General features: G+C 41.2%; 20 protein-coding genes, 1 tRNA gene and 1 rRNA gene. 11 read left to right on the top strand and 11 right to left on the bottom strand.

Annotated elements, in window-relative coordinates; all coding sequences use genetic code 11:
- Genes EKG39_RS21140 through EKG39_RS21150 form a run of 3 tightly spaced genes read right to left on the bottom strand, consistent with a single transcriptional unit; the run spans nucleotide 1 to nucleotide 4,581 of the window.
- Entirely contained in the window at nucleotides 1–1,512 is a 1,512-nt protein-coding gene (locus tag EKG39_RS21140; protein ID WP_126507994.1) for an ATP-binding protein, read from the bottom strand.
- Nucleotides 1,509–3,785 (bottom strand): DDE-type integrase/transposase/recombinase, encoded by a 2,277-nt coding sequence (locus EKG39_RS21145; protein WP_126507995.1) that lies wholly within the window; start codon nucleotides 3,783–3,785, stop codon nucleotides 1,509–1,511. The genes EKG39_RS21140 and EKG39_RS21145 overlap by 4 nt, the downstream gene beginning before the upstream one ends.
- Complete coding sequence (locus tag EKG39_RS21150; RefSeq protein WP_126507996.1) at nucleotides 3,754–4,581, bottom strand: TnsA endonuclease N-terminal domain-containing protein; 828 nt, start codon at nucleotides 4,579–4,581, stop codon at nucleotides 3,754–3,756. Before EKG39_RS21150 ends, EKG39_RS21145 begins: the two co-directional genes overlap by 32 nt.
- 373 nt (nucleotides 4,582–4,954) lie before the next feature.
- On the opposite strand from EKG39_RS21150, the gene EKG39_RS21160 reads away from it, so the two are divergent.
- From EKG39_RS21160 to EKG39_RS21190, 7 genes are all read left to right on the top strand, one after another.
- Nucleotides 4,955–5,674: a hypothetical protein gene (locus EKG39_RS21160; RefSeq protein WP_126507998.1), complete on the top strand. Its 720-nt coding sequence runs from the start codon at nucleotides 4,955–4,957 to the stop codon at nucleotides 5,672–5,674.
- Nucleotides 5,675–5,893: 219 nt separating this feature from the next.
- On the top strand, nucleotides 5,894–6,823 hold the full coding sequence (locus tag EKG39_RS21165) for a restriction endonuclease (RefSeq protein ID WP_126507999.1): 930 nt from the start codon (nucleotides 5,894–5,896) through the stop codon (nucleotides 6,821–6,823).
- An 8-nt stretch (nucleotides 6,824–6,831) separates the two neighbouring features.
- Nucleotides 6,832–8,937, top strand: a complete 2,106-nt coding sequence (locus EKG39_RS21170) for a type I restriction-modification system subunit M (protein WP_126508000.1) — start codon at nucleotides 6,832–6,834, stop codon at nucleotides 8,935–8,937.
- Nucleotides 8,924–10,180, top strand: a complete 1,257-nt coding sequence (locus tag EKG39_RS21175; RefSeq protein WP_185817677.1) for a restriction endonuclease subunit S — start codon at nucleotides 8,924–8,926, stop codon at nucleotides 10,178–10,180. The genes EKG39_RS21170 and EKG39_RS21175 overlap by 14 nt, the downstream gene beginning before the upstream one ends.
- Nucleotides 10,181–10,206: 26 nt before the next feature.
- On the top strand, nucleotides 10,207–11,778 hold the full coding sequence (locus EKG39_RS21180) for an AAA family ATPase (protein ID WP_126508002.1): 1,572 nt from the start codon (nucleotides 10,207–10,209) through the stop codon (nucleotides 11,776–11,778).
- Complete coding sequence (locus EKG39_RS21185) at nucleotides 11,778–12,617, top strand: HNH endonuclease (RefSeq protein WP_126508003.1); 840 nt, start codon at nucleotides 11,778–11,780, stop codon at nucleotides 12,615–12,617. The genes EKG39_RS21180 and EKG39_RS21185 overlap by 1 nt, the downstream gene beginning before the upstream one ends.
- Nucleotides 12,618–12,637: 20 nt before the next feature.
- Nucleotides 12,638–15,925, top strand: coding sequence for a type I restriction endonuclease subunit R (locus tag EKG39_RS21190; RefSeq protein WP_126508004.1), 3,288 nt, complete (start codon nucleotides 12,638–12,640; stop codon nucleotides 15,923–15,925).
- Nucleotides 15,926–16,070: 145 nt separating this feature from the next.
- Here EKG39_RS21190 and EKG39_RS21195 read toward each other — a convergent pair whose 3' ends face one another.
- The 4 genes from EKG39_RS21195 to EKG39_RS21210 form a co-directional block, all read right to left on the bottom strand.
- On the bottom strand, nucleotides 16,071–17,255 hold the full coding sequence (locus EKG39_RS21195; protein ID WP_126508013.1) for a BaiN/RdsA family NAD(P)/FAD-dependent oxidoreductase: 1,185 nt from the start codon (nucleotides 17,253–17,255) through the stop codon (nucleotides 16,071–16,073).
- A 129-nt stretch (nucleotides 17,256–17,384) separates the two neighbouring features.
- Complete coding sequence (gene gpsA, locus EKG39_RS21200; RefSeq protein ID WP_126508014.1) at nucleotides 17,385–18,401, bottom strand: NAD(P)H-dependent glycerol-3-phosphate dehydrogenase; 1,017 nt, start codon at nucleotides 18,399–18,401, stop codon at nucleotides 17,385–17,387.
- Between the two features lie 108 nt (nucleotides 18,402–18,509).
- Nucleotides 18,510–18,998 (bottom strand): protein-export chaperone SecB, encoded by a 489-nt coding sequence (secB, locus tag EKG39_RS21205; protein WP_126508005.1) that lies wholly within the window; start codon nucleotides 18,996–18,998, stop codon nucleotides 18,510–18,512.
- 223 nt (nucleotides 18,999–19,221) lie between these two features.
- Entirely contained in the window at nucleotides 19,222–19,656 is a 435-nt protein-coding gene (locus EKG39_RS21210) for a rhodanese-like domain-containing protein (protein WP_126508006.1), read from the bottom strand.
- A gap of 240 nt (nucleotides 19,657–19,896) precedes the next feature.
- Here EKG39_RS21210 and gpmM point away from each other — a divergent pair, with 240 nt between their 5' ends.
- Genes gpmM through EKG39_RS21230 form a run of 4 tightly spaced genes read left to right on the top strand, consistent with a single transcriptional unit; the run spans nucleotide 19,897 to nucleotide 24,619 of the window.
- Nucleotides 19,897–21,441 carry a 2,3-bisphosphoglycerate-independent phosphoglycerate mutase gene (gpmM, locus tag EKG39_RS21215; RefSeq protein WP_126508007.1) on the top strand — a complete coding sequence of 515 codons (1,545 nt, stop codon included), beginning with the start codon at nucleotides 19,897–19,899 and terminating at the stop codon, nucleotides 21,439–21,441.
- Nucleotides 21,442–21,499: 58 nt separating this feature from the next.
- Nucleotides 21,500–22,585, top strand: a complete 1,086-nt coding sequence (locus EKG39_RS21220; protein ID WP_425470194.1) for a murein hydrolase activator EnvC family protein — start codon at nucleotides 21,500–21,502, stop codon at nucleotides 22,583–22,585.
- A 33-nt stretch (nucleotides 22,586–22,618) separates the two neighbouring features.
- Nucleotides 22,619–23,824 carry a S41 family peptidase gene (locus EKG39_RS21225; protein WP_126508009.1) on the top strand — a complete coding sequence of 402 codons (1,206 nt, stop codon included), beginning with the start codon at nucleotides 22,619–22,621 and terminating at the stop codon, nucleotides 23,822–23,824.
- A 33-nt stretch (nucleotides 23,825–23,857) separates the two neighbouring features.
- Nucleotides 23,858–24,619, top strand: a complete 762-nt coding sequence (locus EKG39_RS21230) for a divergent polysaccharide deacetylase family protein (RefSeq protein WP_126508010.1) — start codon at nucleotides 23,858–23,860, stop codon at nucleotides 24,617–24,619.
- A 69-nt stretch (nucleotides 24,620–24,688) separates the two neighbouring features.
- Here EKG39_RS21230 and EKG39_RS21235 read toward each other — a convergent pair whose 3' ends face one another.
- The 4 genes from EKG39_RS21235 to rrf form a co-directional block, all read right to left on the bottom strand.
- Complete coding sequence (locus tag EKG39_RS21235) at nucleotides 24,689–25,144, bottom strand: Rrf2 family transcriptional regulator (RefSeq protein ID WP_126508011.1); 456 nt, start codon at nucleotides 25,142–25,144, stop codon at nucleotides 24,689–24,691.
- A gap of 22 nt (nucleotides 25,145–25,166) precedes the next feature.
- A complete protein-coding gene (locus EKG39_RS21240) occupies nucleotides 25,167–25,418 on the bottom strand; it encodes a YkgJ family cysteine cluster protein (RefSeq protein ID WP_126508012.1) in 252 nt (83 codons plus the stop codon).
- 495 nt (nucleotides 25,419–25,913) lie between these two features.
- Nucleotides 25,914–25,990, bottom strand: a tRNA-Asp gene (locus tag EKG39_RS21245).
- Nucleotides 25,991–26,082: 92 nt separating this feature from the next.
- Nucleotides 26,083–26,195 (bottom strand): 5S ribosomal RNA (gene rrf, locus EKG39_RS21250); the annotation flags it as partial.

Below are 26,195 nucleotides of genomic sequence, written 5' to 3' on the forward strand. Positions count from 1 at the left end.
CTAGTCCTTATGTTCGATGGTTTGGCCTTTAAGCACAGGCTGAGCTCGTTGTTCCAGTTTCGCTTTCACTGCTGCTAAGCGACTTTTTTGGGTAGGATTCAGGGTAAAATCTTCTGTCAGCACCTCTACACCATCCAGTATTTCAGTCGCTGCCGGACCAGAGAAGTTCTCTTTTTCTACAAAAATACTTAGTTGCTTAATCGCAGCATCCGCTTCATTTTTATCAAATAGCTGATTGATGGTGAGCAGATCTTGGAACTGACCCATCTTTCGTTTTCGTAAGGCATTCAGTGCTGTTTTAATCAGCTTAAAACGATGTTGAAAAACATAATTCAATCGCTTGATAGTAAGCGTTTCACTACCGGATCGTATCGCATCGATCTGTGCTTCCTGCCAGAGCGTGAATAGCACGTAGGGGATCCCACAACTTAAACGGTAAAGCTCCGCATCCCAACGTTCGGTAAACTCAATTGGTTTTTTGGTAACCTGGAATGGAAAAAGCGCATGAACAAGATTATCCCAATCTCGCCCTTTGTTATTCGCCTTAGTCGGTAGCTTTCCATCAGACTCCACTTTCTGAGGAATACGAATATAAGGACTGACTTCGAGTGTTTCACCTGCGCGGCGACCATGACGAAACTTGGACTGGAAAAGACTCAATGAATCCGTCGTACCAATTTTGACAAATGGCACATTTAACATGTTTGACATGTTATCGAACAGTTGGCGCATCTTGTTTTTATCCGGCGCTGAAGCGACATTTATATTTTGAAACTCATCAACAATGATGACACCCACATGATATTTCACGCACAACGATTTGAGAAAGCTCTCCATAGCACCTATGGTGGCACTTCGCGCCAAGCTTGGTTGCACCTGCTCCAAAAAGTTGGTTTTCTCAACACTTCGCAAGGCATTATCAAAACCTTCCATTAGGTTTTTCAACAAGGTGCCACGCGATCCATCATGGGGCATTTCGCAATGCAGCTGAACAATTTGAATTTCATCAAAATCTTCTCTGTTATGGATGATCACATCAGGGAAGCAAGTAGCCAAAATGCTGTTTTTAATTGCGCTTTTACCCACGCCAGACAACCCAGTCAGAAACAGATGCTCACAGGTAGTATCTACATCACTTTGGTTCAGCCTATCTTCATCAACCAAGGTTTCTAGACTGATGGTGGGATCTGCAACATCGTAATGCCATTCGACGACTTGGGGATCTAGCGGGTTACGACTCTCATAGCCCACTATTATCAGGTGATAGAGTGCGTGATAGAAATCTCGAAAGATATTAGTTGGTACCAAAATATTTCGAATTCGTTTGGCTAAAATCATACGATTTTTATTATCCATACCATCAAGTTCAGGCACTACAGGAACTCTGGTGAGTACCTGTCTCAACCTTGCCGGATTGATCAAATCCGGCATAGCTGAGATCAATGGATTTCGCTGATGTTCTGGTAATGCAGGGGTTCGGTAACGGGCATTGGCTACGGTAATTTTTCTCATGGTTCATCCTCGTAAAAATCATCTTGTTCGGCATTTTCAACATCATCATCGAAGTAATCACTAGGAAAACTACAAGCACCAAAAGTACCGGTTCGTTCGGACTCTAGCTGCGAGAAATGGTCCTCTGATGGCTGAAGGTGTTCGTGCTGAAATGCTTGAGCGATCCGATTAGCTTGTTGGATTCGATCAAAAATGGATTCATTTTTGCGGTTATCTTTAATTGTCGAAATACTTGGCATGCTGGAGGGATGCTTTTGCGAGGCAGCATACTGCAACCAATCTCGCAAAAAACGTTCTGCGGTGACTAAGCTATTCAATTCGTCTTCTCGCAGTAATGCGTGATCTTTTTTCTCCCATGCCTTCTGGTCCTTTATCTCGGCAAGGCTTAAGCCAGAAAAACGCTGATCTTTGTTATCTAAAGTGGCCATTTGTAGACCATCGGGTGTACAGATAAAAATATGATCCAAGAAGCCCCGATGGTATCGACAGCTATATGGCTTCGCCGAATTTTTTTTCGGTAATCGATCTTGTATTCCCTCAGCAATCATCCACTGACAGTTGTAGTGAAGACCTATCTCTTTCAAGAGAATGTGAGTTTTATGAACAGAAACCGTCCCCTTCTCCATTAGCCGTAGATACGCCTCATCTTCACTCATATCAATAAGTCCACCCGGACGATATGTCATTCCCCAGGCATGTAGCTGATTCGGCGTCGGACGCACACCATCCTTAACCATGACCCTGTTAATCGGGTAGTTTTCAGATAGGCGTTTATCGTTGTAATGGACGATAAACACACTGGCGATTATGTAGAGTTCATTGAGGGTCAGGCAGGCGTGCTTGCGTGCCGTTTGTAGCGCGATATCTCGTGGACTTTGTGACTGTAGTGATTTACTGTCGCCTTTGAAAAAGCTGTTAAATGCATGAAAAAGAGACTCGACATGTCCCTTATCATCTCCCCGCCCTGGACGGCCAAATTTGACCGTTACGGGTAAGTCCGTAATAACCCCTTCGCTCAGAGTATTTCGAAATTCGGCATTATCAACAAGCAGGCTAAGAGGAACCCCTTGCATTGGCCACTCTTCAGGTTTTACCGGGCTGCCTATTTCTTCTAAAAAGCCCTTTTTGTCACGAATCGCATTAAAAAGCGCTTCTTTTGCAGTCGCATAACTTGGATTCTGTGTCGTTATATACAACCCGACAATCGCCCACGAAAACGTATCTCTTACAAAATACAACGTGGGCTTTCCCAGCTTAGTGCTGCGGGTCGTGTCAAAAATAGAGACAATTTCCACATCAAAAGGCGTTTCATCGAGCATATAACATTGTCCCGGCGCAGTGACATGTACGAAGCTATCTCCTGGACGTCCGGCCTGATTAGCAGCATATTCGGTCGCGTTTGCACGTGAACGGTCACGCTTAGGCAATGAGCCACCAAACTCTTTTCTTAACCAGTAATGGAATTGCCAATATGTAGGACGCTCATCAGGAGGAAGCAATTCAATTTCATACTTTTCTCCAGATAGCCTTCGCTGTTGCGCTGATAACTTTACACGCGTCCTCCAATAGTATTTTTCCCATAACCGACGAAGAACCTTTCGAATGCAGAGTCCACTTGTTTTCTGGTAGAGCTTCTTACCTTCTTCGAAAATTTTATAGTCTTGCTCATCAAGAAGTTTACCGCGAGGGATGTCTTCATTTGAGGAGCCTTGTTTGACCATTAGCTTACGCTGTTTAGGAATATGATTGGCATCCTTTCCTTGAGGTATACCCAACCCCCACTTTCGACACCCATTGCGAAGAAACGAATAGAAAGAATCGTAGATGTATTGTTTTGAACGCCCAGAATCTTTGCAGGCCTTTTTAAAAGCTTTATCTCCATATCTACATCTCAGTACAGCTTCAAGGTCCAATATCAATGGCAATATATCTTTGTATCGCTGATTGGCCTTTTTCTTAAACCCCGGGCTGAGACTCTCTTCATCCATCAACAAGCGAGGATCGAGTTGCATATCCGCCATGATGACCAAACCATCATCAATGGTTGTCATGAGCTCATCATAAGGCACACTGATTGGGAAACGAGCAGTACTATCTAGGTTGATCATGAACACTTGATTCATACCGACATCAACCATTATCACTAAATAATCTTCATCAATGGGCTCCGCCCCAATGACTAACGTCTCTTCCAATTCCGGATGAGGTCCTATCACTTTTTGATTTTTAAATTCACAGCGCCTATCCGCGTAAGCGGGTGCAATATTTGTCATTAGGTTTTAACTCCAGATCTGATGCGGATGCTTCTAACAGTAATGGGCGATGCCAGTTGAATTCGAGCAAGCTGACCCAGATTGCATGAAAGAAAAAATGTGCTGCTCGCCTATAAGGAATACCGGTCAATTTAGCTGAACGCTCCAGTATGTGTGCAACCCGGTCCTCCCGATCGTCAGCCATAGTCCCAAAAAAGTTGGAAATCCAAACCCTAAAAACGCCGATTAGCAATTGGTCAAGATTGGCATGATTGAATAAAAACTCGAGATTCTGACAACGATTGGTTTTCAATTCATCGGAACTAACAATCTGAAAGTCGTAATCATTTATAAGGCAATATCCTTCTTGGATTGCCAGCTTTTCTTGGGTTCGTTGATCTTCCAGCCATGACTTCTGCTTAACAGCAATACATTTCTTGGTTTGGTCGTTTTGCAAACAGATAAAATCTACGGTTTGTACGATAGGAGTCCTTGAATCCAAATAAACAGGGTGCTTAACCCCTAGCTGATCAGCGATAGCAATAGACTCTTCAAGAGGAATGGCAAATTGTTCATACACCTCAGATATACTGGTATCCCATGCAATGAGCTGATACATGAACATTTCATTCATCGACAACAGGTGAACCACTCTATTAGGGTCCTTGAAGTGCCGAACTTTTACCTTGATACCGGACGAACGCACATCTTCAGCTCGCCAGAATGGTTCATAGCACCCGTCATCGATACTTTTTCGGTGCTTACGATACCAAGTTGCCTGCCGCTTTTCGGTCACCATCTTCAAGCTCTTACCCATTGTTCCTCCGTCAAAGAAACAAAAGACTGATGACTTTTTTCAATTCCAACTTTTTCCATATCCACTCCGTATAAAACAAATTCCAATAATCTAATAATGAGCAATTTGTCGTAAAAATCAAGCTCAAAACCACAGTTAAGATATTGATTTTTATCATTATTTATCGATATATTATGTCTATTAAATAAATAAATCATTGATAAGCATTCATAAATATTTTTCATTTACGAATAGTTAGGGGGACTTTTTAGCTGTACCGGACAAAATTATTTTTATGAATTATGATTTTCTTGACGTCTGTGCTTGAAAAGCTGTGCAAATCGCTAATAATCGGGAAGCTTCGAGGTGCTGACTAGTAAGGTTTTGATGCAAAATGGACAATGATGAAAAGCAAGAGCTCAGTGGAGCACTTCTCGCTGAGTTTTATGTAGTAACAAGGCGGGATAGGAATCTCATCAGGCACATGGTAGGCCAAAGGATAGGTCGATACCCAGAAGCCGCAGATCTGGATTACATGACCTATGGCTGCATCGCAGATATTGAGCGCATTTTAACTGGCCAGCTGAATGCCCAGTCCAATGAGGTAAGCAAAGTAAAAGAGCGGCAAAGGAAGCTTTTTGAGTTTAAAAAGGACAAGAATTACGTCAAAAAATACGTCTTGGAAGCAACGAAGTCATTCTGCCGAAAGAAGAGGTACTATTGGGGTCATGGCAAAAATAAACCCAAACTAGAAAAAGGTGAAAAACACAAAGAGAGAAAGGCTGGTAGAGCGGCAAGAACACACTATAGTGGTGATGCAAACCAAGTGGATGCCTGGCTCTCTTCAATAGCAGCATCGGGTTTGAATATGCAAAGCTTTCATCACGATACGATACAAGAGCTTGATGACTTCCTGAAAGAATCAGGGCTTAACGACAAGAAAATTCGCTGTTTCTGGGATAAGCTGGAAGGGATGACGTTTGTCGAAATGTCAGAGCAAGATTCACTCTCTTCGTCACCAGACAAATATAGAAAGCGCTACAAAAGACTCATTACGCAGCTTGAATCACAATCAGGAAAACTAAAAGATATTTTGATGCGTGATTATGGTTAACAAAAAGCTAACTTTCACTCCCAAATCTCTACTTATCGCTCTTCAGTTTCTTGATGTCAGCCCCCTTGATTTCTTGTTTATCTCTTTGTTTTACCATACTCTTAACCCCCTCAGCTTGGGTCCCAAAATATCTAAGAAGCTTTGAAGATAAAAATGAGTTTTTAAGTTTATAGAGCTCAAAAAAATTGCAAATAAAACAAGCTATAACAAAGGTTTTAAATGATCCCAAATTATCAGCAATTCATGCGCCCCTTTTTAGAGATTGCTCAGGCTGCTGATGGCTCAGAGGTCAAGCTTAGAGATGTCATCAATCAAATTGCCGACCAATTAAATCTCACAGAAGACGAACGCAGCGAAACCCTCCCTAGTGGCAGACAAAGTATTCTAGACAATCGTATTGGCTGGGCCCGTACTTACCTTACTAAAGCAGGTCTACTTGAAGTCACCAGACGAGCACACTTTGTCATTTCTGATAGAGGCATTAAAGCGCTGCAAGACCCTAATGCGGTTATCAATAACCACTACTTGAAGCAGTTTGATGAGTTTATCGCCTTCAAAGAGCAGAAGAATGACACTTCTCGCTCTCAGGTTAAAACACCTTCTGGTACTGACGACTCAACCAGTGAGATAACACCTGATGAAGCACTAAATGCAGCTTATAAAACCATTAATGATGCGCTTACGTCAGAGCTGCTTTCTCGTACACGTAAGGTCACCCCAGCCTTTTTTGAAGACCTATTGATCCAATTACTTCTTGCCATGGGATACGGCGGCACAGGTGAAGGCGCGGCACATGCATTAGGAAAGTCTGGCGATAATGGTATTGATGGCGTGATAGATCAAGACCCACTAGGCGTAGATCAGATATACATCCAAGCCAAACGGTATGCAGAAGGTAATAATATTGGTGCCAGTGATATTCGAGACTTCTTTGGTGCGTTAAACCTTAAAAAAGCTCAGAAAGGGATATTCATCACTACCTCAGACTTCACATCGTCGGCACAGCAGACAGCCAGAGACTTAGGTATGCGTATCGTGCTGATTAATGGCCAAGAATTATCCAAGCTTATGTTGCGATACAACATCGGCAGCAGAGATGAACAGGTATTACACCTGAAGAAGATTGACGAAGAGTTTTTTGAAGAGTAATTAAAAATATGAATACTGAACAATTAAAACAACTAGAGAAAAATCTTTGGTCGGCGGCTGATAACTTAAGAGCTAATACCGATCTAAAATCGACAGAATATGCGACACCTGTTTTAGGGCTTATTTTCTTAAAGTTTGCCGATAATAACTACGCTAGTAAAGAACAAGAAATTAATGAAGAGTTTGCAAAATTTTCTGGTACTCGTCGTGAAAAGTCGATTGATAAAATAGCGGTTGAAAAATGTGGTTTCTATTTACCTCCACACGCACGTTACGACTATTTATTAAAACTTAAAGAAAGTGAAAACGTCGCTAAAAGAATAAAAGAAGCGATGGAAGATATTGAAAGGTATAAACCAGAACTTGAAGGGGTATTACCAAAAGATGAATACATTCCGTTAACTCGCACAGACTCGACTGTACCGGCTCAACTACTGAAAACCTTTTCTGATATTCCTCGTGATGCTAGTGGCGATATATTAGGTAAAATTTATGAATATTTTCTGGGTAACTTTGCATTAGCCGAAGGTCAAGGCGGAGGGGCATTCTTTACACCTACGTCAGTGGTTAAACTGATGGTAGAAGTCATCGAGCCTTACAAAGGTACAGTGCTAGATCCTGCCTGTGGATCGGGCGGTATGTTTGTACAATCTCAACAGTTTATTGAGAACCACAGAGCTGAATTAGAAGAGCTTGGTGAAGACCATGATGAAAACCAGCTTTTTGTATATGGGCAAGAGAAAACAGGTGATACCGTAAAACTAGCCAAAATGAATATTGCGGTAAATGGCTTACGTGGTGATGTAAGACAGGCGAACACATATTCTGAAGATCCATATGATTCTTTTGGTAAATTTGATTTTGTTATGGCGAACCCACCATTCAATGTTGACGATGTGCCTGTAGCAACGGTTGAAGCTGATGCACGTTTTAATACTTATGGTATTCCGCGTAACAAAACCAAAAAGAAAAAAGGTGATGAAGGCAAAGAGACTGTTCCTAACGGAAATTACTTGTGGATTAACCTATTCGCGACTTCATTAAAAGAAAAAGGCCGCGCCGCATTGGTAATGGCAAATTCAGCTTCTGATGCTCGTCATTCTGAAGCAGGTATTCGTGAAACACTAATTAAAGAAAATCTTATTTATGGCATGCTAACGTTGCCACCTAATATGTTTTATACCGTTACTTTACCAGCGACCTTGTGGTTTTTTGATAAAAACAAACAAGACGATAAATTACTATTTATTGATGCTCGAAACATTTACACCCAAATTGACCGTGCTCATCGCGAATTTAATGAAGAGCAAATTCAAAATATTGCACTCATCAGCAAACTACATAAAGGTAACCGTTTAGCGTTTATCCGCACAATTGACAGTTACTTTGAAAAAGGCGTTGAACTACTCGAAGAGAACTACAATCAAATACAACCCGTCAGTGAACAGTTAATTGAAGTGTTGGATGATAAACAAGGAAAATCTGCGGTTGGTGATTTGGTCAGTGAATGGAAAGCACTAACTAAGTTAAAAAAGAGTTTCGCTAATTACTTAAAAGAAACTAACGGTAAGTTAACTAAAAAAGCAGATATAAAAACGCTTAATATTGCTCAGCATAAGTTACGTGAAGTATTTGATCCGTTCTTTACTTCTTTGCACCTTGGTTTAAAGCAATTAGATAAAATAGTGCGTAAACATGAAAAAGCTAAAGTAGACGTATCAAAAGTATCGGGCAAACGTACCACAACCGATAAAGAAACCAAAAAACTTAAACAAGCGTTGGAACTGTTACATAAAGAAGTGAAAAATGCAGAACAATATTTCAAACACATTCACTGGTTACAAGATCGTTTTCCTAATGCGCAATATGAAGATGTAACAGGCTTATGCAAATTAGCGAGTCAGGAAGAAGTTGCAGAACAAGATTACTCTTTGAATCCAAGTCGCTATGTAGGGGTTGTGATTGAAGAAGATGGTAGAACTGAAGAGGAGTTTACAGAGTGCTTAAATAAATATAATGATGAGCTTACCGCCTTAGCAATAGAAGCGGAGGCTCTACAAACATTAATTTCAAAAAATTTGAGTGCTTTGGTGGGTGATGATGAAAAAATTTAAGCTTAATGAATTAGGCTCTGTAGACCGAGGTAAGTCTAAGCACCGCCCTAGAAATGACCTCTCATTATATGGAGGTGAATATCCATTCATTCAAACGGGTGACGTTAAACACAGCCCGTTTTATTTAACCTCGCATACTCAAACGTATAATGAGAAAGGACTCGAACAAAGTAAATTATGGCCCGTAAACACACTATGCATAACAATTGCAGCAAATATTGCTGAAACGGCAATACTAACTTATCCAGCCTGTTTTCCTGATAGCATCATAGGCTTTATTCCCGATCCTGATAAGGCTGAATTAAAGTATATAAAGTATTGTCTAGATACCTTTAAGTTGCAGATGCAATCGATTTCTCAGGGTACAACTCAAGATAATATGAGTGTTGAGAAATTGCTTTCTATCGACTTTCCAATCCCTGAGTTGCATGAACAAAGGAAAGTAGCAGCTATTCTCTCATCTTATGATGATCTAATTGAAAACAACAAAAAACGTATTGCGTTGCTAGTAAAAGTGGCTGAAGAAATTTATCGTGAATGGTTTGTTCGTTTTCGTTTTCCAGGATATAAAAAAGCGACCTTTGAAAAAGGGATACCTGAAGACTGGAATGTAATTAGTTTGGATCAACTTGTCGAAATTACATCAAGTAAGCGTATTTTTTTGAGTGATTATGTTGACGTTGGTGTGCCATTTTATCGTTCAAAAGAAGTGATAGAAAGATCTAAAGGTTCTGAACCATCATCGCCATTATATATAAGTGAAGAAAAGTTTTTAGAAATACATGAAAAATTTGGCTCCCCAAAAGAGAATGACATATTAGTTACTTCTGTTGGAACATTAGGGATTCCATGTTTAGTGAAAAAACATGATCGCTTTTATTTTAAAGATGGAAATTTAATTTGGTTCAAATCTCAATCTGATATTAATAGTAAGTTTATATTTTTTTGGATAAACACTCCGAGCGGTAAGGGTAGCTTACTTGAGACCACTATAGGTTCGTCTCAACAAGCATTTACAATTTCAGGATTAAAAAAAGTTAAGATACTTATGCCTAATCAGGAGATATTGTCCTCCTTCTTTAATATTATCGACTCTATTAACTCAAAAAAAGAGAATTTAATTACACAAAATAGAAATCTTAAATCGACTAAAGACAACTTATTACAGCGCTTAATCTCTGGTAAATTATCCGTAGAAGACTTAGATATTCAATTTCCAGCAAGCATGTTAGATAAAAACTAAGTTAATTAAAAAGGCAAGGAATTTTCATGGCAATTACTTTTGAACTTTATACGGGAAAAGCTAACGGTGTACCTAGTCCAAGCCAGAAGCCTAATACTGCATATTTAAAAGCCTCTGATTGGGATGATTTTAGTTATAAAACAATCTTTGCCTTAGTTGTATTTGATAGTAATGGTGAGAGCCATAATATTGGAAGTGTCAAGATTGGCCGAATAAAGCAAGATAAAGGCTGGTCAGCTGATCTTCTATCTAAACGCTTTAAACAGCTAGAAAATGGCTTTTTTTCTTTAGGCCAGTCAGAAGAGTATTATTCAGCAGTTCAATCGTTAGAACCTGATTTAAGGAATAATATCCTTAAATCTCTTAATGATATTGTCAATAATGAAAAAATAATTTCAACTGCGATGAGTGAGGATGTATTTAAATCATCATTATTGCGAGATATCAGCTTAACTTCAATTTCAGGTCAATTTAAAAGGATATTGCAGGGAGGGGATGTTCAAACTGAATTTCACTTCAAGTACAAAATCCGACAAGGTGCAAGAACGGCTGGCTTAGAGTTAGAGTTTCATGTAGATCCTGAATCAAACCCTCCAAGTAATGTGCATGTGCTTATAGGTAGGAATGGTGTTGGAAAAACTCACCTACTTAATAATATGGTTAAAGCACTCGTTGCAGATGATGAAAGCCTTAAAAAGGCTGGTTCATTTTCAATACCATTAGATGAAGATGGACTACCGTATAATTTAGAGGAAACAGAACCATTATTTGCAGGTGTCGTTTCCGTCGCTTTTAGTGCGTTTGATCCATTTGAACCTTACCCAGAGAAAAAAGATAAGTCACAGGGAATTAGATATTCATATATAGGATTAAAGAGGGCGACAAATAGAGGTGGTGAGAAAGGCACCCCCATGAGTAGAGATATGCTAACAAACGAATTCGTTAAGAGCATGTTGGCATCAATCACAATGGGAAAATTGGATCGGTGGTTAAGAGCGATAAAAAGCTTAGAGTCTGATTCTTTATTTAGAGATCTTTCTTTGAGTAAGGAATTTGTTGAATATGAAGGTGCTGAATTAGAAGCCTTTGCTCGAAAAACTTTTAATCGAATGAGCTCAGGGCATGCCATCGTTTTACTAACTATTACAAAGTTAGTTGAAAAGGTTGAAGAAAAAACACTTGTATTGCTTGATGAACCAGAAGCTCATCTTCACCCCCCATTGCTTTCTGCTTTTATACGCGCTCTTTCAGAATTACTTTCACACCGCAATGGTGTTGCAATCGTAGCCACTCATTCACCCGTTATTTTACAAGAAGTACCGAGAAATTGTGTTTATAAAATGAATCGTAGTGGCCTAAAAGCTACCCCCGAACGACCACAAATAGAAACTTTTGGTGAGAATGTTGGTGTACTTACTCGCGAGATTTTTGGCTTAGAAGTTACTGATTCTGGATACCACAAATTACTGGAAAAAGAGTTAGAACAAAGCAGGTCATATAAAAAAATTATTAAACGATTCGATGGACAATTAGGTTCGGAAGCAAAAGGCATTTTACGTAGTCTTATTTTAGTAATGGAAAATGAGGCTAATGAATAATGCGAACTCTTACTAAGCCAACATTAGTTCCTAAAACAGTTTATTTAACCTGTATCAGTAGAGTTAGAAATCCTCAACTAAGAACAGATTTAGAGTCTGTAACGGATACAATTGAAGCAGATGCTTTAGACTATGAAAATCACTCTCAATCTACGGATTGGCATTTAATCAATGAAAGTGTTGATGTTGATAACACTATTTCAAAAGATGAGATGGAGAAGGTTTATAATAATCGAATGGCAAATATAAAAGCTCCTGGTAGAGCTTATTATGACGAATTAAAAGGAAGCTCTCCATTTAGCATATGCCCACTTTGTGGGCATAGAACAGTAGAACAATTAGATCATTATTTACCTCAATCAAAATTTCCCTCTTTAGTAGTGTTACCAATAAACCTGGTGCCTTCTTGCGAAAAGTGCAATAAAATCAAGCTTAATAAAACCCCAAAAAATGCTGAAGAACAAACGCTTCACCCTTATTACGATGACGTTACAGGCCATCAATGGCTGTTTGCTGAGGTAAACGAACCTTCTCCTACATTATTTTTTTTCGTAAAGGATGTAGCTCTATTTGATGATGAGCTAAATAAGCGTATTAATTATCATTTTAAGACTTTAGGATTAAATGCTCTTTACGGTTCGCAAACTGGCGCATATATTGCTGGTATTAGATATCGTCTGAGTGATTTGCACTCTAAAGGTGGTCTTGATGCAGTCAAAGAGTATTTGCTCGAGGAAGAAGTTTCTAGAAGAAAAGATCACATTAATTCATGGCAACGAGCAATGTTTCAAGCATTAACAGATAGTGATTGGTTTTGTGATGGCGGCTTTAACGCTTAACAGGGATATAGGGGTTAGAAATGGTAAAGAACTTTATTTCAGAAGATAATATCGAGCAAGCTTTCGTGCAAAGGCTTCAAGGTTTGTATGGCTTTGATGCAATAAATTGCTTTACATCTAAACCTGACAACTTGAATGATGGGTCAAACCGAAAAGATAAGCGCGATGTCATTTTAGCTGATAGATTATTAGCTGCCTGCATAAAACTAAATCCTACTATCCCTGAAGAAATATTAAACCATCAAGTTATCTCAAAAGTTACAAATAGACGGAACTCTATGAGTGCAATCGCTGCAAACCGCGAGCTTGATGAATTAATTAGAAATGGCGTTAATGTTGAATTTGATGATGGACAAGGGAAAAAACAACACGAAGTTGTAAAACTAATTAATTTTAATGAAAAAGAGACTGATAGAAGTAACGACTATTTAGCTGTTACACAGTTATGGATAAAATCGTCAGTTCAAGCGCCGATGGCTGGCTACAGACGCCCTGATGTTATTCTATACGTTAACGGTCTTCCCCTGGTTTTTGTAGAGCTTAAGAACTCTAATGTTAAGCTTCGTTCCGCCTACGATGATAATTTAAAAAGTTATAAACATGACATCCCTCAGTTATTCCATTGTAATGCTTTTTGTATCTTATCTAACGCCATAGAATCTAAAGTAGGTAGTTTTACCGCAGGTTGGGAGCACTTTTTTAATTGGCTACGTGTAGAAAGTGAAAAGGAATCTGTTAATCGAAAAGAAATCACACATAATGCTACTAGTTTAGAATATGCCTCGGCGGGTCTTTGTCAGCCCAAAAGACTATTAGATTACGTAGAAAACTTCATAATATTCCACAAAGAAACAACTAAAATAGTTGCCCAGAATCATCAGTTTATTGGTGTGAACACTGCATTTAAACGTTTTTTGAACCGTGAACAACATGATGGCAAACTCGGTGTGTTTTGGCATACACAAGGTTCAGGAAAAAGCTTTTCGATGATTTTTTATGCTCGGAAAATATTTAGAAAAGTGACTGGGAACTTCAGTTTTGTTGTTGTGACTGACAGGACGGATTTAGATAACCAAATATATCGTAACTTTTTAAACACCAAAACCATTAAAGAAAAAGATGCCGCTCAGCCAAGCAATTCAGAAGAAATGCGAAAATTTCTTGGTCAAAATAAAAAAGTTGTATTCACTCTTATTCAAAAATTTCGTTATGACAAAGGTAAATCTTTTCCACGCTTATTTGATCCTGAAAAAGAAAAACGTGAAGTTATTGTTATGGTAGATGAGGCGCATCGAACTCAATATAAGTCTTTAGCTGAAAATATGCGTGCAGGATTACAAGGCGCTCACTACTTAGCTTTTACAGGTACGCCACTTTTAGGTAAGGAAAGAAAAACAAGCTCTTGGTTTGGTGATTATGTTTCTGAGTATAACTTTCAGCAAGCCATGGATGATCAAGCAACGGTTCCTTTATTTTATGAAAAAAGAGTACCAGAAGTACTCATTCAGAACGATGACCTTGGTGAAGAGTTTTACCAACTGTTAGAAGATGAAAATCTTGATGATGCTCAGCAAGAAAAACTAGAGCGTAAATTTTCAACTGAAATGGAAGTTATCAAGAGAGACTCTCGCTTAGATACTATCGCCCAAGATATTGTTTACCACTTTCCTCGACGCGGTTACCTTGGCAAGGCAATGGTAGTATCAATAGATAAATTCACTGTAATTAAGATGTATAACAAAGTGCAACTACAGTGGAAGGAAGAAATTAAGCGTCTTAGAGGTCTAGTTAAAAGCTCGGCTAATGATATTGAGAAAGCACGTTTCAAAAAGATTATCGAGTATATGAAATCGGTTGAAATGGCCGTGGTATTTAGTGACCCTAAATCGGATGAAGAAAAGTTCGAAAAACAAGGGTTAGACATTAAGCCGCACGCTAAACGGCTAGAGCAATTAGATAAACATGGGCATGATATTGAATATAACTTTAAAGACCCAGAGCACCCGCTACAAATAGTATTTGTGTGTGCTATGTGGTTAACAGGATTTGATGCACCAACAATATCTACACTTTATTTAGATAAGCCGATGAAAGACCACTCCTTGATGCAAACTATTGCTAGAGCAAATAGGGTTGCCGCGCACAAAATAAAAGGTCATAGCGGACAGTTTATTGAAAAGAAAAATGGCGAGCTAGTTGATTATTATAATGTCTTTAGGAATATGAAAAAGGCATTAAAAGACTATGCTCAAGGGGAAGATAGTGAAGACGAAAAACCAGTTCAAGAGAAGAAAGAATTATTTGTTTTACTTGATGAAGCAATAGCAGAAACAGTTGGTTTTTGTAAAGAAAAAGATATCGACCTCCAGGCGATTATAGATGAGGGTAGTGTATTTCAAAACATTGCTAAGTTTGAAGAATTCGCGGATATATTGTTGAGGTTAGATGAGTGGCGTAAATCATTTTATGTCTATGACAATACGATATCGTCACTATACGAAGCGTGTAAGCCAGAAATTTTTAAACAAAAACCTCGTAAATTAATAGCTGTTATTCAGTATTTACGTGGCGTTATTGAAACGCATGTTGAGCAGGCAGATATTGATGATGTAACACAAAAAATAGCAGAGCTATTAGATGAAAGTATTGTTGTTGATAATGAAGAAGTTTTTACTCATAAAGAACATCAAGCTGAGTATAAAATCGTTCAAAAAGGCAAGAAGTGGGATTTAAGTAAAATCGATTTTGAAAAGCTAAAAGAGGACTTTAAAGATGTTCAATATAAGAATATTGAAATAGCAGAAATTCGCTCTTTTATCGCTGAGAAGCTACGCAGAATGTTAGAACAAAATCATAACAGGGTTGATTTTGCAGAAAAGCTTCAGCAAATAATAGATACATACAATGCTGGTGGTTCATCAACAGAGAACTACTTTGAAGATCTGATGCGCTTTGCTGAAGGTATGAAAGAAGAAGATGAACGGCATGTGCGCGAAGGCCTAACGGAAGACGAGTTAGAGGTTTATGACACGTTACGCAAAGATAAACTAACAAAAGCCGAAGAGCAAAAAGTCAAACTAGCTGCTAAACACCTGATAACTCGATTGTTAGACGAGCACCCTAAGGTACTAGTGCAAGACTGGTGGCAAGATAGTCAAACTCGTGAAATTGTAAAATCAGCAGTGGAAGAAGTCCTAGATGAAGACTTACCTGATTCATACAATGTTGAAAGCTTTAAAGACAAGACTGATAAGATCTATGAGCTGATTTTGGATTTTGCAATTAAGGGCGATAAGTGGGTAGCTTAAGCTAGTAACATATTCCATGCATAAATAACCAACCTAATAACGAAGACAATCTTTACAATTAACTATCAATTAGTTAGCTTCTTTACACTAAAAAGTTTGTCTTCGTTTTATTCCAATAGTCTGCGTTATAATTCCATCAATATATTTAAACAGCTTGTCCGGCTGCGACGCCGGATGACCAGGCCCACTGAAAGTTGAAGCCCCCCAGCCAGCCGCTAACGTCCATGACCTCGCCGATAAAGTAGAGACCTGATACGGATTTAGCTTCCATGGTTTTCGACGACAGCTCATCGGTATCTACGCCACCTAGAGTGACCTCGGCGGTTCGATAACCTTCGGTGCCATTCATCAGTATCTCCCAGGATTCAAGATCGATAGCAAGCAGTTCAAGCTCGCTGTGGACCAACTGATTCATCGCCTTATTAAGTAAAGATTCATCGAACAGGGCCTCAACCAGACGCTTAGGCAACCAATGACTTAGAGTGTTACGCAGGCTCTGTTTGGGATGATTGGCTAACACCAGTTCGATTGCGGCTCTGGCGTCGACACCCGGCAGCAAGTTGATGCTGATGGTTTCACCCGCTTTCCAGAAATTTGATATTTGCAAAATAGCCGGACCCGATAGCCCTCTATGGGTAAATAGCAGCGCCTCACTAAATTGAGTGCCATCTTTAGATGTGATCGTACTGGGAACGGCGATGCCTGACAGAGGTTCGAACTTCTGCTTTTGTTCACTATGCCAGGTAAAAGGCACCAAGCCTGCATGTGTAGGTAGCAGCTTTAAGCCAAACTGCTGAGCAATATGATAGCCGTATGGACTTGCACCAAGCTTAGGCATTGATAGTCCACCGGTAGCCATGACGAGAGAGTCACATGTGTAGTGCTCTTTGTCTGTAACCAGCACGAACTGGCCCTGTTCATTTTGACTAATCTCACTAATTTCGGTGCGTAACTTGATCTGAGCTCCCGCCCATTCACACTCAGTCAGGAGCATGGTCACTATCTCTTTCGCCGAGTCATTGCAGAACAGCTGACCATGATCCCGTTCGTGGTATTCAATACCGTGGCGCTCGACTAAATCTATGAAGTCACTGCTTCGATACCTGGCCAAGGCAGATTTTACGAAGTGAGCATTACTGCAGATAAAATTATTCGGTTCGACTTTTTGATTGGTGAAGTTACAACGCCCACCACCACTGATCAATATCTTACGTCCGGCCTGTTTGGCATTGTCGAGAACTAATACATCACGGCCACGATAGCCCGCGGTTGCTGCGCACATAAGACCCGCAGCCCCCGCACCGATAATGATGACATCATGATGTTTCACTGGTAACTCCCAAACGACAAACGGCCAAAAAACGGCCATAAAAAAGGGCGCTATTTTAGCACCCTTATCTGTACATGGAATCTTTTTATCTCTGCAAAGACTCCATCTTCGCCATGAATAGCGATAACCTTAGCTGTCGGAAGTCTCTGACTTCTGATCGCGACCCAACAAGGCTTTAGCCGCTTCATGGGGAGTTCCCCCCTGATAAAGCACCTTATAAACCTGCTCGGTAATCGGCATCTCAACACCGAGGCGTTTAGCTAATGTGTAAACTTCTTTGGTATTACGATAGCCTTCAACGACCTGGCCAATCTCTTGTTGTGCAGTATCAACATCGAGGCCTTGTCCCAGCGCCAATCCGAAGCGACGATTGCGCGATTGGTTATCGGTACAGGTCAATACGAGGTCGCCGAGGCCGGCCATCCCCATAAAAGTTGCACCTTGAGCACCAATAGCTTCACCGAGGCGGGTCAGCTCGACCAACCCTCGGGTGATCAGAGCTGTTCTCGCATTAGCCCCGAACCCTATGCCGTCAGACATTCCCGCACTTATGGCTATCACATTCTTCACCGCCCCGCCTAATTGCAATCCGGTAAAGTCATCATTTTCATAAACACGTAAACGTTTAGGGCTGTGAAGTAACTCGACCAAGTCTTTGGTAAAGCTCACATCTGTGCCAGCAATAGAGATCGCGGTCGGCAAGCCGGCTGCAAGCTCTTTGGCAAAAGTTGGTCCGGATAATACGGCTAGCGGGTAATGTTCACCAAGAATATCCCGAGCGACCTCCTGAAGCAGGCGTCCGGTTTCAGGCTCAAGCCCCTTGGTTGCCCATATAATTCGGGCATCATCACGCAGTAACGGCTTAGCTTGCGACAGAACCAAACCAAATACGTGGCTTGGAACGACGACTAATACATTATTAGATGCCGCGAGTGCAGTAGCTAAATCAGCTTCCGGGATGAGAAGATCGGGGAGTGCAATACCAGGCAAAAACTCATTGTTACACTTGTCTTTCTTTAGATTAGCAATGTGCTCAGGCTCATGCCCCCAAAGAAGAGTTCTATGTCCGTTACTGGCTAGAGAAATAGCAAGGGCGGTGCCATAAGACCCCGCCCCCAGTACCGTAATGTCGGCAGTGTTTTTCATATAACTACTCATCACATATTGCCATTTCATTCGAGCTTAGCACTCAAATGAAATAGCCGCTATCTGAGCAGTAGAAACAACTACTGAACAGATACCTTTGAATTGCTATTAAGCGCTTGCTTCTTCAGTTGGAGCAGCTTCTTCTGCACCAGCTTGACGCTGATTAACATATTGAGCAAACAATGCATCGAAGTTAACCGGAGCCAGGTTTAGTTGTGGGAAAGTACCACGACCAACTAGGCTGCCTACAGTTTCACGAGCATATGGGAAAAGGATGTTAGGGCAGTATGCACCCAGAGAGTGAGCTAGTTGCTGCTCAGTTAGACCATTGATTGCGAAGATACCAGCTTGCTGAACTTCACATAGGAAAGCAGTCTCGTCACCATTTTTAGCTGTTACTGTCAGAGACAATACAACTTCAAATACGTTGTCTGCTAGCTTAGCGCTACGAGTATCAAGATCTAGCTTAACTTCCGGGTTCCACTCTTTCTGGAACACTGCAGGGCTGTTTGGCGTTTCGAAAGAGATATCTTTCGTGTAAACACGTTGAATGTTGAACTGCGGATCTTGTTGTTCGTTGTTTGCTACTTCAGCCATAATTTCCTACCTATCCAAGTTATTGGGCTTCAAAATTGAAACCAATCTTTAGGGCTTTTGCTACTTGAGGCTTATGCGCTCAGCCACCATCCCAGGTTTTTTTATTTCAATCTTTTAAGGCTTATAAAGGGTGTAATACCAAACTTTACATGCCTTGCGTGATTTTTATGAGAAGACACTCTAATCAAAAACGTCTTCAAAAAGCAATTTTCAGCGGTATTCGCTACTTCTTACTCTTAGATACCGGCAGATTATTTGACTGCCAGTCACCCATTCCACCTTTAAGGTTATGGACAGATTCGAAGCCTGCTTTAACCATCAATTGTGCGGCTTGAGATGAAACCATTCCCGCGTTGCATACCATTATAATGGGACTGGCTTTAAACTTTTCAAGGGCCGAAAGTTGATTATTTTTAATTTCTGACAACGGAATATTCAAAGCATCAATAATATGACCTTTCTTGAACTCCGCTTTCTCCCTGACATCGATCACTTTCGCATCTTGCTTGTTTATCAGCAAAGTCGCTTGCTGATGATCAACAGTAGATACTTTCGAAAAACTAGATTTGAAAACACTGACGATTAGGCCAACGAATAGACCAATCCAAGCTAAGCTCAACATAGGGTTAGCTTTCAAAAATTCAATATATTCTTGCATGGTAAAATGCCTACTTCTGAGGGCTGAAACTAAAATTAGGGCACAGAGTATACCATCGCAGTAGTAGATTGCAGCAAGTTGTTAGCCCACAAAACACCCTAGAATGCGGACAAGTATCAAGATCTCATAAAAAACGCTTAGCGCAATCGAGGTAAATTTCTTTTTCAAGTACGGGTTACGTAGTAATATTTAGCCAATTAAATTTTTAAACTTTATTCTTTTAAACTTAAAGGTACCACCATGACGACACGCAAAAGCCCCTTGGCATTGCTGATCCTCGATGGCTGGGGTTACCGTGAAAACACGCAAAAAAATGCGGTATATCACGCTAACACTCCAGTATTGGATCGACTCAATGCCCAATATCCAAATAGCCTGATTTCCGGTTCCGGCTTAGATGTTGGTTTACCCGATGGTCAGATGGGTAACTCAGAAGTTGGTCATATCAATATCGGCTCAGGTCGCATTGTCTATCAAGAACTTACCCGTATTGGTAAGGCGATTGAAGATGGTGAGTTTGATAAAAACCAGGCCTTAGTCGAGTCTATAGATAAGGCTATCGCTAACCAAGGTGCGGTACACATTATGGGGCTGCTTTCCCCGGGTGGTGTACATAGTCACGAAAGCCATATTGAAGCCATGTGTCGACTCGCTGTAGCACGTGGAGCCAAACAGGTTTACCTGCATGCATTTCTCGACGGCCGTGATACTCCTCCACGCAGCGCTAAGGGCAGCCTAGCCCATTTTGATGATCTGTTTACTACATTAGGCACTGGTCGAGTCGCCTCGATCATCGGCCGTTACTATGCCATGGATCGTGATAACCGCTGGGATCGTGTGTCTCAAGCCTATGAGCTGATCACCGAAGGCAAATCACTACATCAGTACCCGAACGCTGTCGAAGCGCTCGAGGCAGCTTATGCCCGTGATGAGAACGATGAGTTTGTCGGTAGTTCTGCCATCCTTGATACCCAAGGTAACAGTGCGCAGTTAGCAGATGGCGATGCGCTGATCTTTATGAACTTCCGTGCAGACAGAGCCCGCCAAATAACGCGCAGCTTTGTTGATACTGATTTTGATGGCTTCGAGCGTAACGTCACGCCTAAAGCTCATTTTGTCATGCTTACTGAATACGCCGCCGACATTAAGGCTGCTATCGCCTATCCATCGACCGATTTGGTTAATACCTTAGGCGAAGTTCTTCAAGACAGGGATAAGACTCAACTTCGTATCTCTGAAACTGAAAAATACGCTCATGTGACCTTCTTCTTTAACGGCGGTAAGGAAGATCCATTTAAGGGTGAAGATCGAATACTGATACAATCGCCTAAAGTGGCGACCTATGATCTTCAGCCCGAGATGAGCTCTGCAGAGTTGACCGACAAGTTGGTTGGTGCGATTGAGTCGACAAAATATGATGTCATTATCTGTAACTACCCTAATGGTGATATGGTTGGCCATACAGGTAGCTTCGATGCAGCAGTTAAAGCCTGTGAAGCAGTAGATACTTGTATCGGCCGTGTCGTTGATGCCTTAGCTAAAGTTGATGGCGAATGCTTAATCACAGCCGATCATGGTAATGCCGAGCAGATGACCGATGAACAAACGGGTCAGGCACACACGGCTCATACCAGTGAATTAGTTCCGTTAATCTATGTAGGCCGTAACGGCAGCATAGAAAAAGATGGACGGTTAAGCGATCTTGCCCCAACCATGTTAACCTTGATGGGACAAGAAGTGCCGTCAGAAATGACTGGGCGCAATATAATTAAACTCGATGAGTAACTCTTAACTAGTGAATATTCGCTTTTTTATTAAAGCCAGCATTATTGCTGGCTTTATCATGCTTTCATCTACTGTTCAGGCATCTGATCTGCAGCAACGTCAATCCGATCTGAAATCACTTCAATCTCAGATTAGTAAACAAGAGTCTGCACTCAAAGACACCAACAAACAGCGTGAACAGCTAGTCTCACTACTGAAGAAAGATGAGCAAGCGATAGCCGCGGCGGCCAGAAAAGTTAATGACACTAAAGTCGCGTTAGCCGAAACAGATAAGAAGTTAAATAAATTAAAGCAACGCCAAGATAAATTGGACGTGCTGAAACAAACCCAACAAGACACGCTGTCTAATCAGCTTGCGAGCGCATACTTAGCTGGTAATCATGATTACAGCAAAATGTTGCTGAATCAGCAGAGCCCGGCAACCATTGAACGTCTGCTTGCCTACTATCAATATCTTAATAATGCCCGCATGAAGTCCATCAACGAACTTCAGGACACTATGTCTGAACTCGATGAGATACAAAACAAACAGGTATTAGAGAAGAACGAACTAAATAAACTTATCCTTAATCAGCAACAGCACTCGAAACAGCTCAACCTTGAGCAGAGCCAACGCCAGAGTACACTTACCCAGCTCCAAAGAACGGTTAACAGCCGTGGCGCGAAGCTTGAACAGTTGCAGATTGAGGAGGCAAGCCTCAAGCGTGTCGTAGAGCAAGCGTTATTAGCCACAAACAGCAGCCCGAGCATGGAAGGGCTTAAGAGTAAAAAGAAACTCAAGTGGCCGACTAAGGGACGCATAAGATCCGGGTTTGGTAGTAAACGTTCCGGACAGGTAAAATGGAAAGGAGTAACTCTTGCAGCCCCCGAAGGGCAACAAATTTCTGCCATAGCCCCCGGAAAAGTCATTTATGCCGATTGGCTGAGAGGTTTTGGTATGGTGTTAGTTGTCGACCACGGCAAGGGGTATATGAGCTTATATGGCCATGCTCAAACACTTTTAAAGAATGCAGGAGACACTGTAAACAAAGGTGAAACGATAGCACTCGTCGGACGTTCGGGTGGACAGACTGAGGCTGGCCTATACTTTGAGGTAAGGCATAAAGGGCAAGCGGTCGATCCAGCGAGATATTGTAAACGCTAGGAGTGACAAAAGCCCTCAAATAAAGGGGCCGCCATGTCACAGTTTATACGTTATATCACCTGTACCCTCTTAGGTTTAGCACTCGGCCTATCGGTGACCTTATCCGGTCAAGAAAATGCAGACCAATACCATCCTCGCCTCAACTATCCTCTCTTACTCGATGTTATCGACACCATAGAAACTTACTACGTAAAAGAACTGACTCAAGATGAGTTAATCTCCGCAGCAATAGAGGGAATTTTTGACAAGTTAGATCCCTATTCAGGTTTCCTGGATAAACAGGCTTTTTCTAACATCAGAGATGCTAACAAGGGTGAGTATTTCGGATTTGGCATTGAGATTGCCGCCGAAGACGACAAGATAACAATAATAACTCCCTTTCCAAGTTCACCAGCTGAGCTCGCAGGGATTAGGGCAGGAGACCAGATAGTTAAGCTGAATAATAAAGAGGTTAACCCAAAGCAGCTGGACACATTACTTAAAGAGATAAAACATCACAGCCAGAACAATCAATCGATAAACCTCGCGTTAACTCATTCCGATATGAATACAGTATTTGAAGTCACACTGATGCCGAGTATTATCTCTGTACAGTCCGTTACAGCTAAACTCTACGAAGATAAGATAGGCTATATAAGACTCGCCAGCTTTCAGGATAACTCTACCGAGGAGGTAATCAGGCAGCTGACTCAGTGGCGAGCCATAGGACTCGAAGGGTTAATATTAGATCTAAGGAACAACCCAGGCGGGCTATTGGATCAGGCTATTAAGATTGCCGATATCTTCCTCGCCAAAGGACGCATCGTCTCTACCGAAGGACGGTTTTTTGATGCGAACTCCGATTACTTTGCCTCACCTCAAACTATGCTTTCATCGGTTCCGATGATAGTTCTGATCAACAAGGGCTCGGCGTCTGCTTCCGAGGTTCTCGCTGCAGCCTTACAAGAAAATGACAGAGCAACACTTATAGGCGAAACCAGCTTTGGTAAAGGCACGGTCCAAAGCTTGATCCCAACCCTGGTCGAGGGTAATGCCATCAAGCTGACAATAGCAAAGTATACGACACCAAAGGGCCATGATATCAACAGGAAAGGAATCGAACCGGATATAAAACTTGATGCAGAAGCTGTATCAATCGATGAAAGTGTGCCTATAATCGACAAAAATACGGTTCATGATGAAATTAAGGATGATCAAATTCTGCATTCTGCAATCACATGGATTAAAACAGAAACATAAATACCATTAAGGTATAAAAAGATAATAATTATAGTGCGCTTTCTTTTAATTTTATTTATTACATTTTTTTCAAGTGGTTATGTAAATGCATCTCAAGTCGCGATCATTATTGACGATATTGGTTATCGTCAATCCGATGAAGCAGTACTGTCTTTACCCACTAGCGTCACCTTTTCAGTTCTTCCTCATACTCCTTTAGGTTCCGAAGTTGCCCAGAAAGCCCATAATATGGGCCACGAGATCATGCTGCACCTACCTATGCAGGCATTGAATGGTAAGACTATGGGCCCCGGTGGACTAACTAATACGATGGACGAGACTGAATTAAAACATACCTTAGAGAGTGCATTCGATAACATCCCCTATGCAAAGGGCGCTAACAACCACATGGGAAGTTTACTTACCCAACTGGATGAGCCTATGCAATGGGTAATGGAGAGTCTCAAACAGAGAGAGTTATACTTCGTAGACAGCGTGACCACCCGCTTCACAAGGGCCAGCGGTAAGGCTGAGCAACTGGGGATCCCTTTACTCAGGCGACAAGTTTTTTTAGATAATGACGTATCGGAATCAGCACTGGAAGAACGATTCCAACACCTGATTTCACTGGCCCATAAGCAAGGTCAGGCAGTTGCTATAGCGCACCCCTATCCTGAAACAATTAAATTTTTAGAGCGTAATCTTCACAGATTAGATAAGGCGGGTATCGAGCTGGTTAAGACATCATCTTTGTTACCATACAGGCTGGCAAATCAAGAGAAGAAGGGAGGAGACTCTGCTATACGATTGAAGTAATCGCACTTATCTGGTCTCCTGGATAATGCCAAAAGACAAACGTCGTCTGGCAAATGATATGACTGCAGCTTAAGCTATTTGTAATACCGGAATAGAAAGCTCTGGCAATAACTGTTTGAGCTCGTCCTTATTACTGACTATATCTTCTAAAGTATACGCGTCTATGACGGCTAAATACGCGGCTACAGCATCGGCAAGCACGCCCTTAAGCTGACAAGAAGGCGTAAAACGACAATAAGGTTTACTACAGTCGATAGGGGCTAAAGAGTTCTCCAGCACACGCACTAACTTGCCAACATTAATATCTTTAGGCGACATACCTAAACGGAAACCACCACTCTTACCGCGAATAGTTTCAAGATACCCAAGCTTACCAAGGTGGTGAACAATCTTGGAAACATGATTAGGCGACAGTTCAAATACTTCGGTGATCTCAGAGATCCGAAACAACTCCTCTCTCTCTGGTTGAATAGCCAGATACATTAAGGTACGAATACCAAAGTCTGTATAACGAGTTAACTGCATGGTTCACCTACTCAAAGTTCATTTAGCTGGTTTGTGACTCTAAAAAAGCGATCAGCCTAAGTGCTTCATTGTTGCTTTTACCACAGACATCAAAAGTAGCTGAAAAAGAGCTACATACATCCGGACGTTCATTGCTGCCAAAGATTTTGCACAGATTGTCTTCGGATAACTGAACACAACGCTCACCAGCGGCCTTTCCTTCAGGCATACCTGGAATTGGGCTAGTTATTGATGGGGCAATACAACACGCTCCACAGCCAAGACGACAATCCATAAAAGCACTCCTATAAAACAGTATTATACTCTTTTATAGGTATGAAACTAGAAGCAAAATGAACAAGCTTAATTAAACATTTTAAATGCATGAATTAGAATAAAAATATTAACTAAATTAGATTAAAAATAAAATGGAAGTGTCATGGTATATCGTAATATTGGCGGATTAATATGACGCATTCATGCATTATGACCGAGTGACAGGGTCAAAAATGTTCCCTACATTTTTAGACACTTCCAATATCCATATCAGTCAGATGCTGAACTGGCGTAATGCAGGAAGCATACTGGCTACCTCTAATAAAAGCCCTAACCAACGGAACTACGAAGTGCATGGAGGCACAAATGGCGCGTAGACCATGGATGGTCGAGAGCGGTGAAGTGCATGGATGCACAAATGTCACGTAGACCATGGATGGTTGAAAGTGACCGCTCCTTTTTCCTCAAAACGAAAAAAGCCTCTACATTGCTGTAGAGGCTTTCGTCTTTGTGTTGGCGGAGCGGACGGGACTCGAACCCGCGACCCCCGGCGTGACAGGCCGGTATTCTAACCAACTGAACTACCGCTCCTTTAGTAAATTGCCGAAGCATTTCACTAAATTCTTTTATCGTCGCTAACTTGTCAGGGTTAGGAGACGTGCTCTAACGAGCATATATTAGGCGCCTGGAAATGACCTACTCTCACATGGGGAGACCCCACACTACCATCGGCGCAATTGCGTTTCACTTCTGAGTTCGAGATGGGATCAGGTGGGACCACAATGCTATGGTTTCC

This window comes from Shewanella atlantica (genome assembly GCF_003966265.1).
Taxonomy (GTDB): domain Bacteria; phylum Pseudomonadota; class Gammaproteobacteria; order Enterobacterales; family Shewanellaceae; genus Shewanella; species Shewanella atlantica.

What these genes read in the sequence shown, in the direction of transcription:
- EKG39_RS21140 (WP_126507994.1), bottom strand. Translation starts at nt 1,512, where the DNA reads ATGAGAAAAATTACCGTAGCCAATGCCCGTTACCGAACCCCTGCATTA.
- EKG39_RS21145 (WP_126507995.1), bottom strand. Translation starts at nt 3,785, where the DNA reads ATGACAAATATTGCACCCGCTTACGCGGATAGGCGCTGTGAATTTAAA.
- EKG39_RS21150 (WP_126507996.1), bottom strand. Translation starts at nt 4,581, where the DNA reads ATGGGTAAGAGCTTGAAGATGGTGACCGAAAAGCGGCAGGCAACTTGG.
- EKG39_RS21160 (WP_126507998.1), top strand. Translation starts at nt 4,955, where the DNA reads ATGGACAATGATGAAAAGCAAGAGCTCAGTGGAGCACTTCTCGCTGAG.
- EKG39_RS21165 (WP_126507999.1), top strand. Translation starts at nt 5,894, where the DNA reads ATGATCCCAAATTATCAGCAATTCATGCGCCCCTTTTTAGAGATTGCT.
- EKG39_RS21170 (WP_126508000.1), top strand. Translation starts at nt 6,832, where the DNA reads ATGAATACTGAACAATTAAAACAACTAGAGAAAAATCTTTGGTCGGCG.
- EKG39_RS21175 (WP_185817677.1), top strand. Translation starts at nt 8,924, where the DNA reads ATGAAAAAATTTAAGCTTAATGAATTAGGCTCTGTAGACCGAGGTAAG.
- EKG39_RS21180 (WP_126508002.1), top strand. Translation starts at nt 10,207, where the DNA reads ATGGCAATTACTTTTGAACTTTATACGGGAAAAGCTAACGGTGTACCT.
- EKG39_RS21185 (WP_126508003.1), top strand. Translation starts at nt 11,778, where the DNA reads ATGCGAACTCTTACTAAGCCAACATTAGTTCCTAAAACAGTTTATTTA.
- EKG39_RS21190 (WP_126508004.1), top strand. Translation starts at nt 12,638, where the DNA reads ATGGTAAAGAACTTTATTTCAGAAGATAATATCGAGCAAGCTTTCGTG.
- gpsA (WP_126508014.1), bottom strand. Translation starts at nt 18,401, where the DNA reads ATGAAAAACACTGCCGACATTACGGTACTGGGGGCGGGGTCTTATGGC.
- secB (WP_126508005.1), bottom strand. Translation starts at nt 18,998, where the DNA reads ATGGCTGAAGTAGCAAACAACGAACAACAAGATCCGCAGTTCAACATT.
- EKG39_RS21210 (WP_126508006.1), bottom strand. Translation starts at nt 19,656, where the DNA reads ATGCAAGAATATATTGAATTTTTGAAAGCTAACCCTATGTTGAGCTTA.
- gpmM (WP_126508007.1), top strand. Translation starts at nt 19,897, where the DNA reads ATGACGACACGCAAAAGCCCCTTGGCATTGCTGATCCTCGATGGCTGG.
- EKG39_RS21220 (WP_425470194.1), top strand. Translation starts at nt 21,500, where the DNA reads ATGCTTTCATCTACTGTTCAGGCATCTGATCTGCAGCAACGTCAATCC.
- EKG39_RS21225 (WP_126508009.1), top strand. Translation starts at nt 22,619, where the DNA reads ATGTCACAGTTTATACGTTATATCACCTGTACCCTCTTAGGTTTAGCA.
- EKG39_RS21235 (WP_126508011.1), bottom strand. Translation starts at nt 25,144, where the DNA reads ATGCAGTTAACTCGTTATACAGACTTTGGTATTCGTACCTTAATGTAT.
- EKG39_RS21240 (WP_126508012.1), bottom strand. Translation starts at nt 25,418, where the DNA reads ATGGATTGTCGTCTTGGCTGTGGAGCGTGTTGTATTGCCCCATCAATA.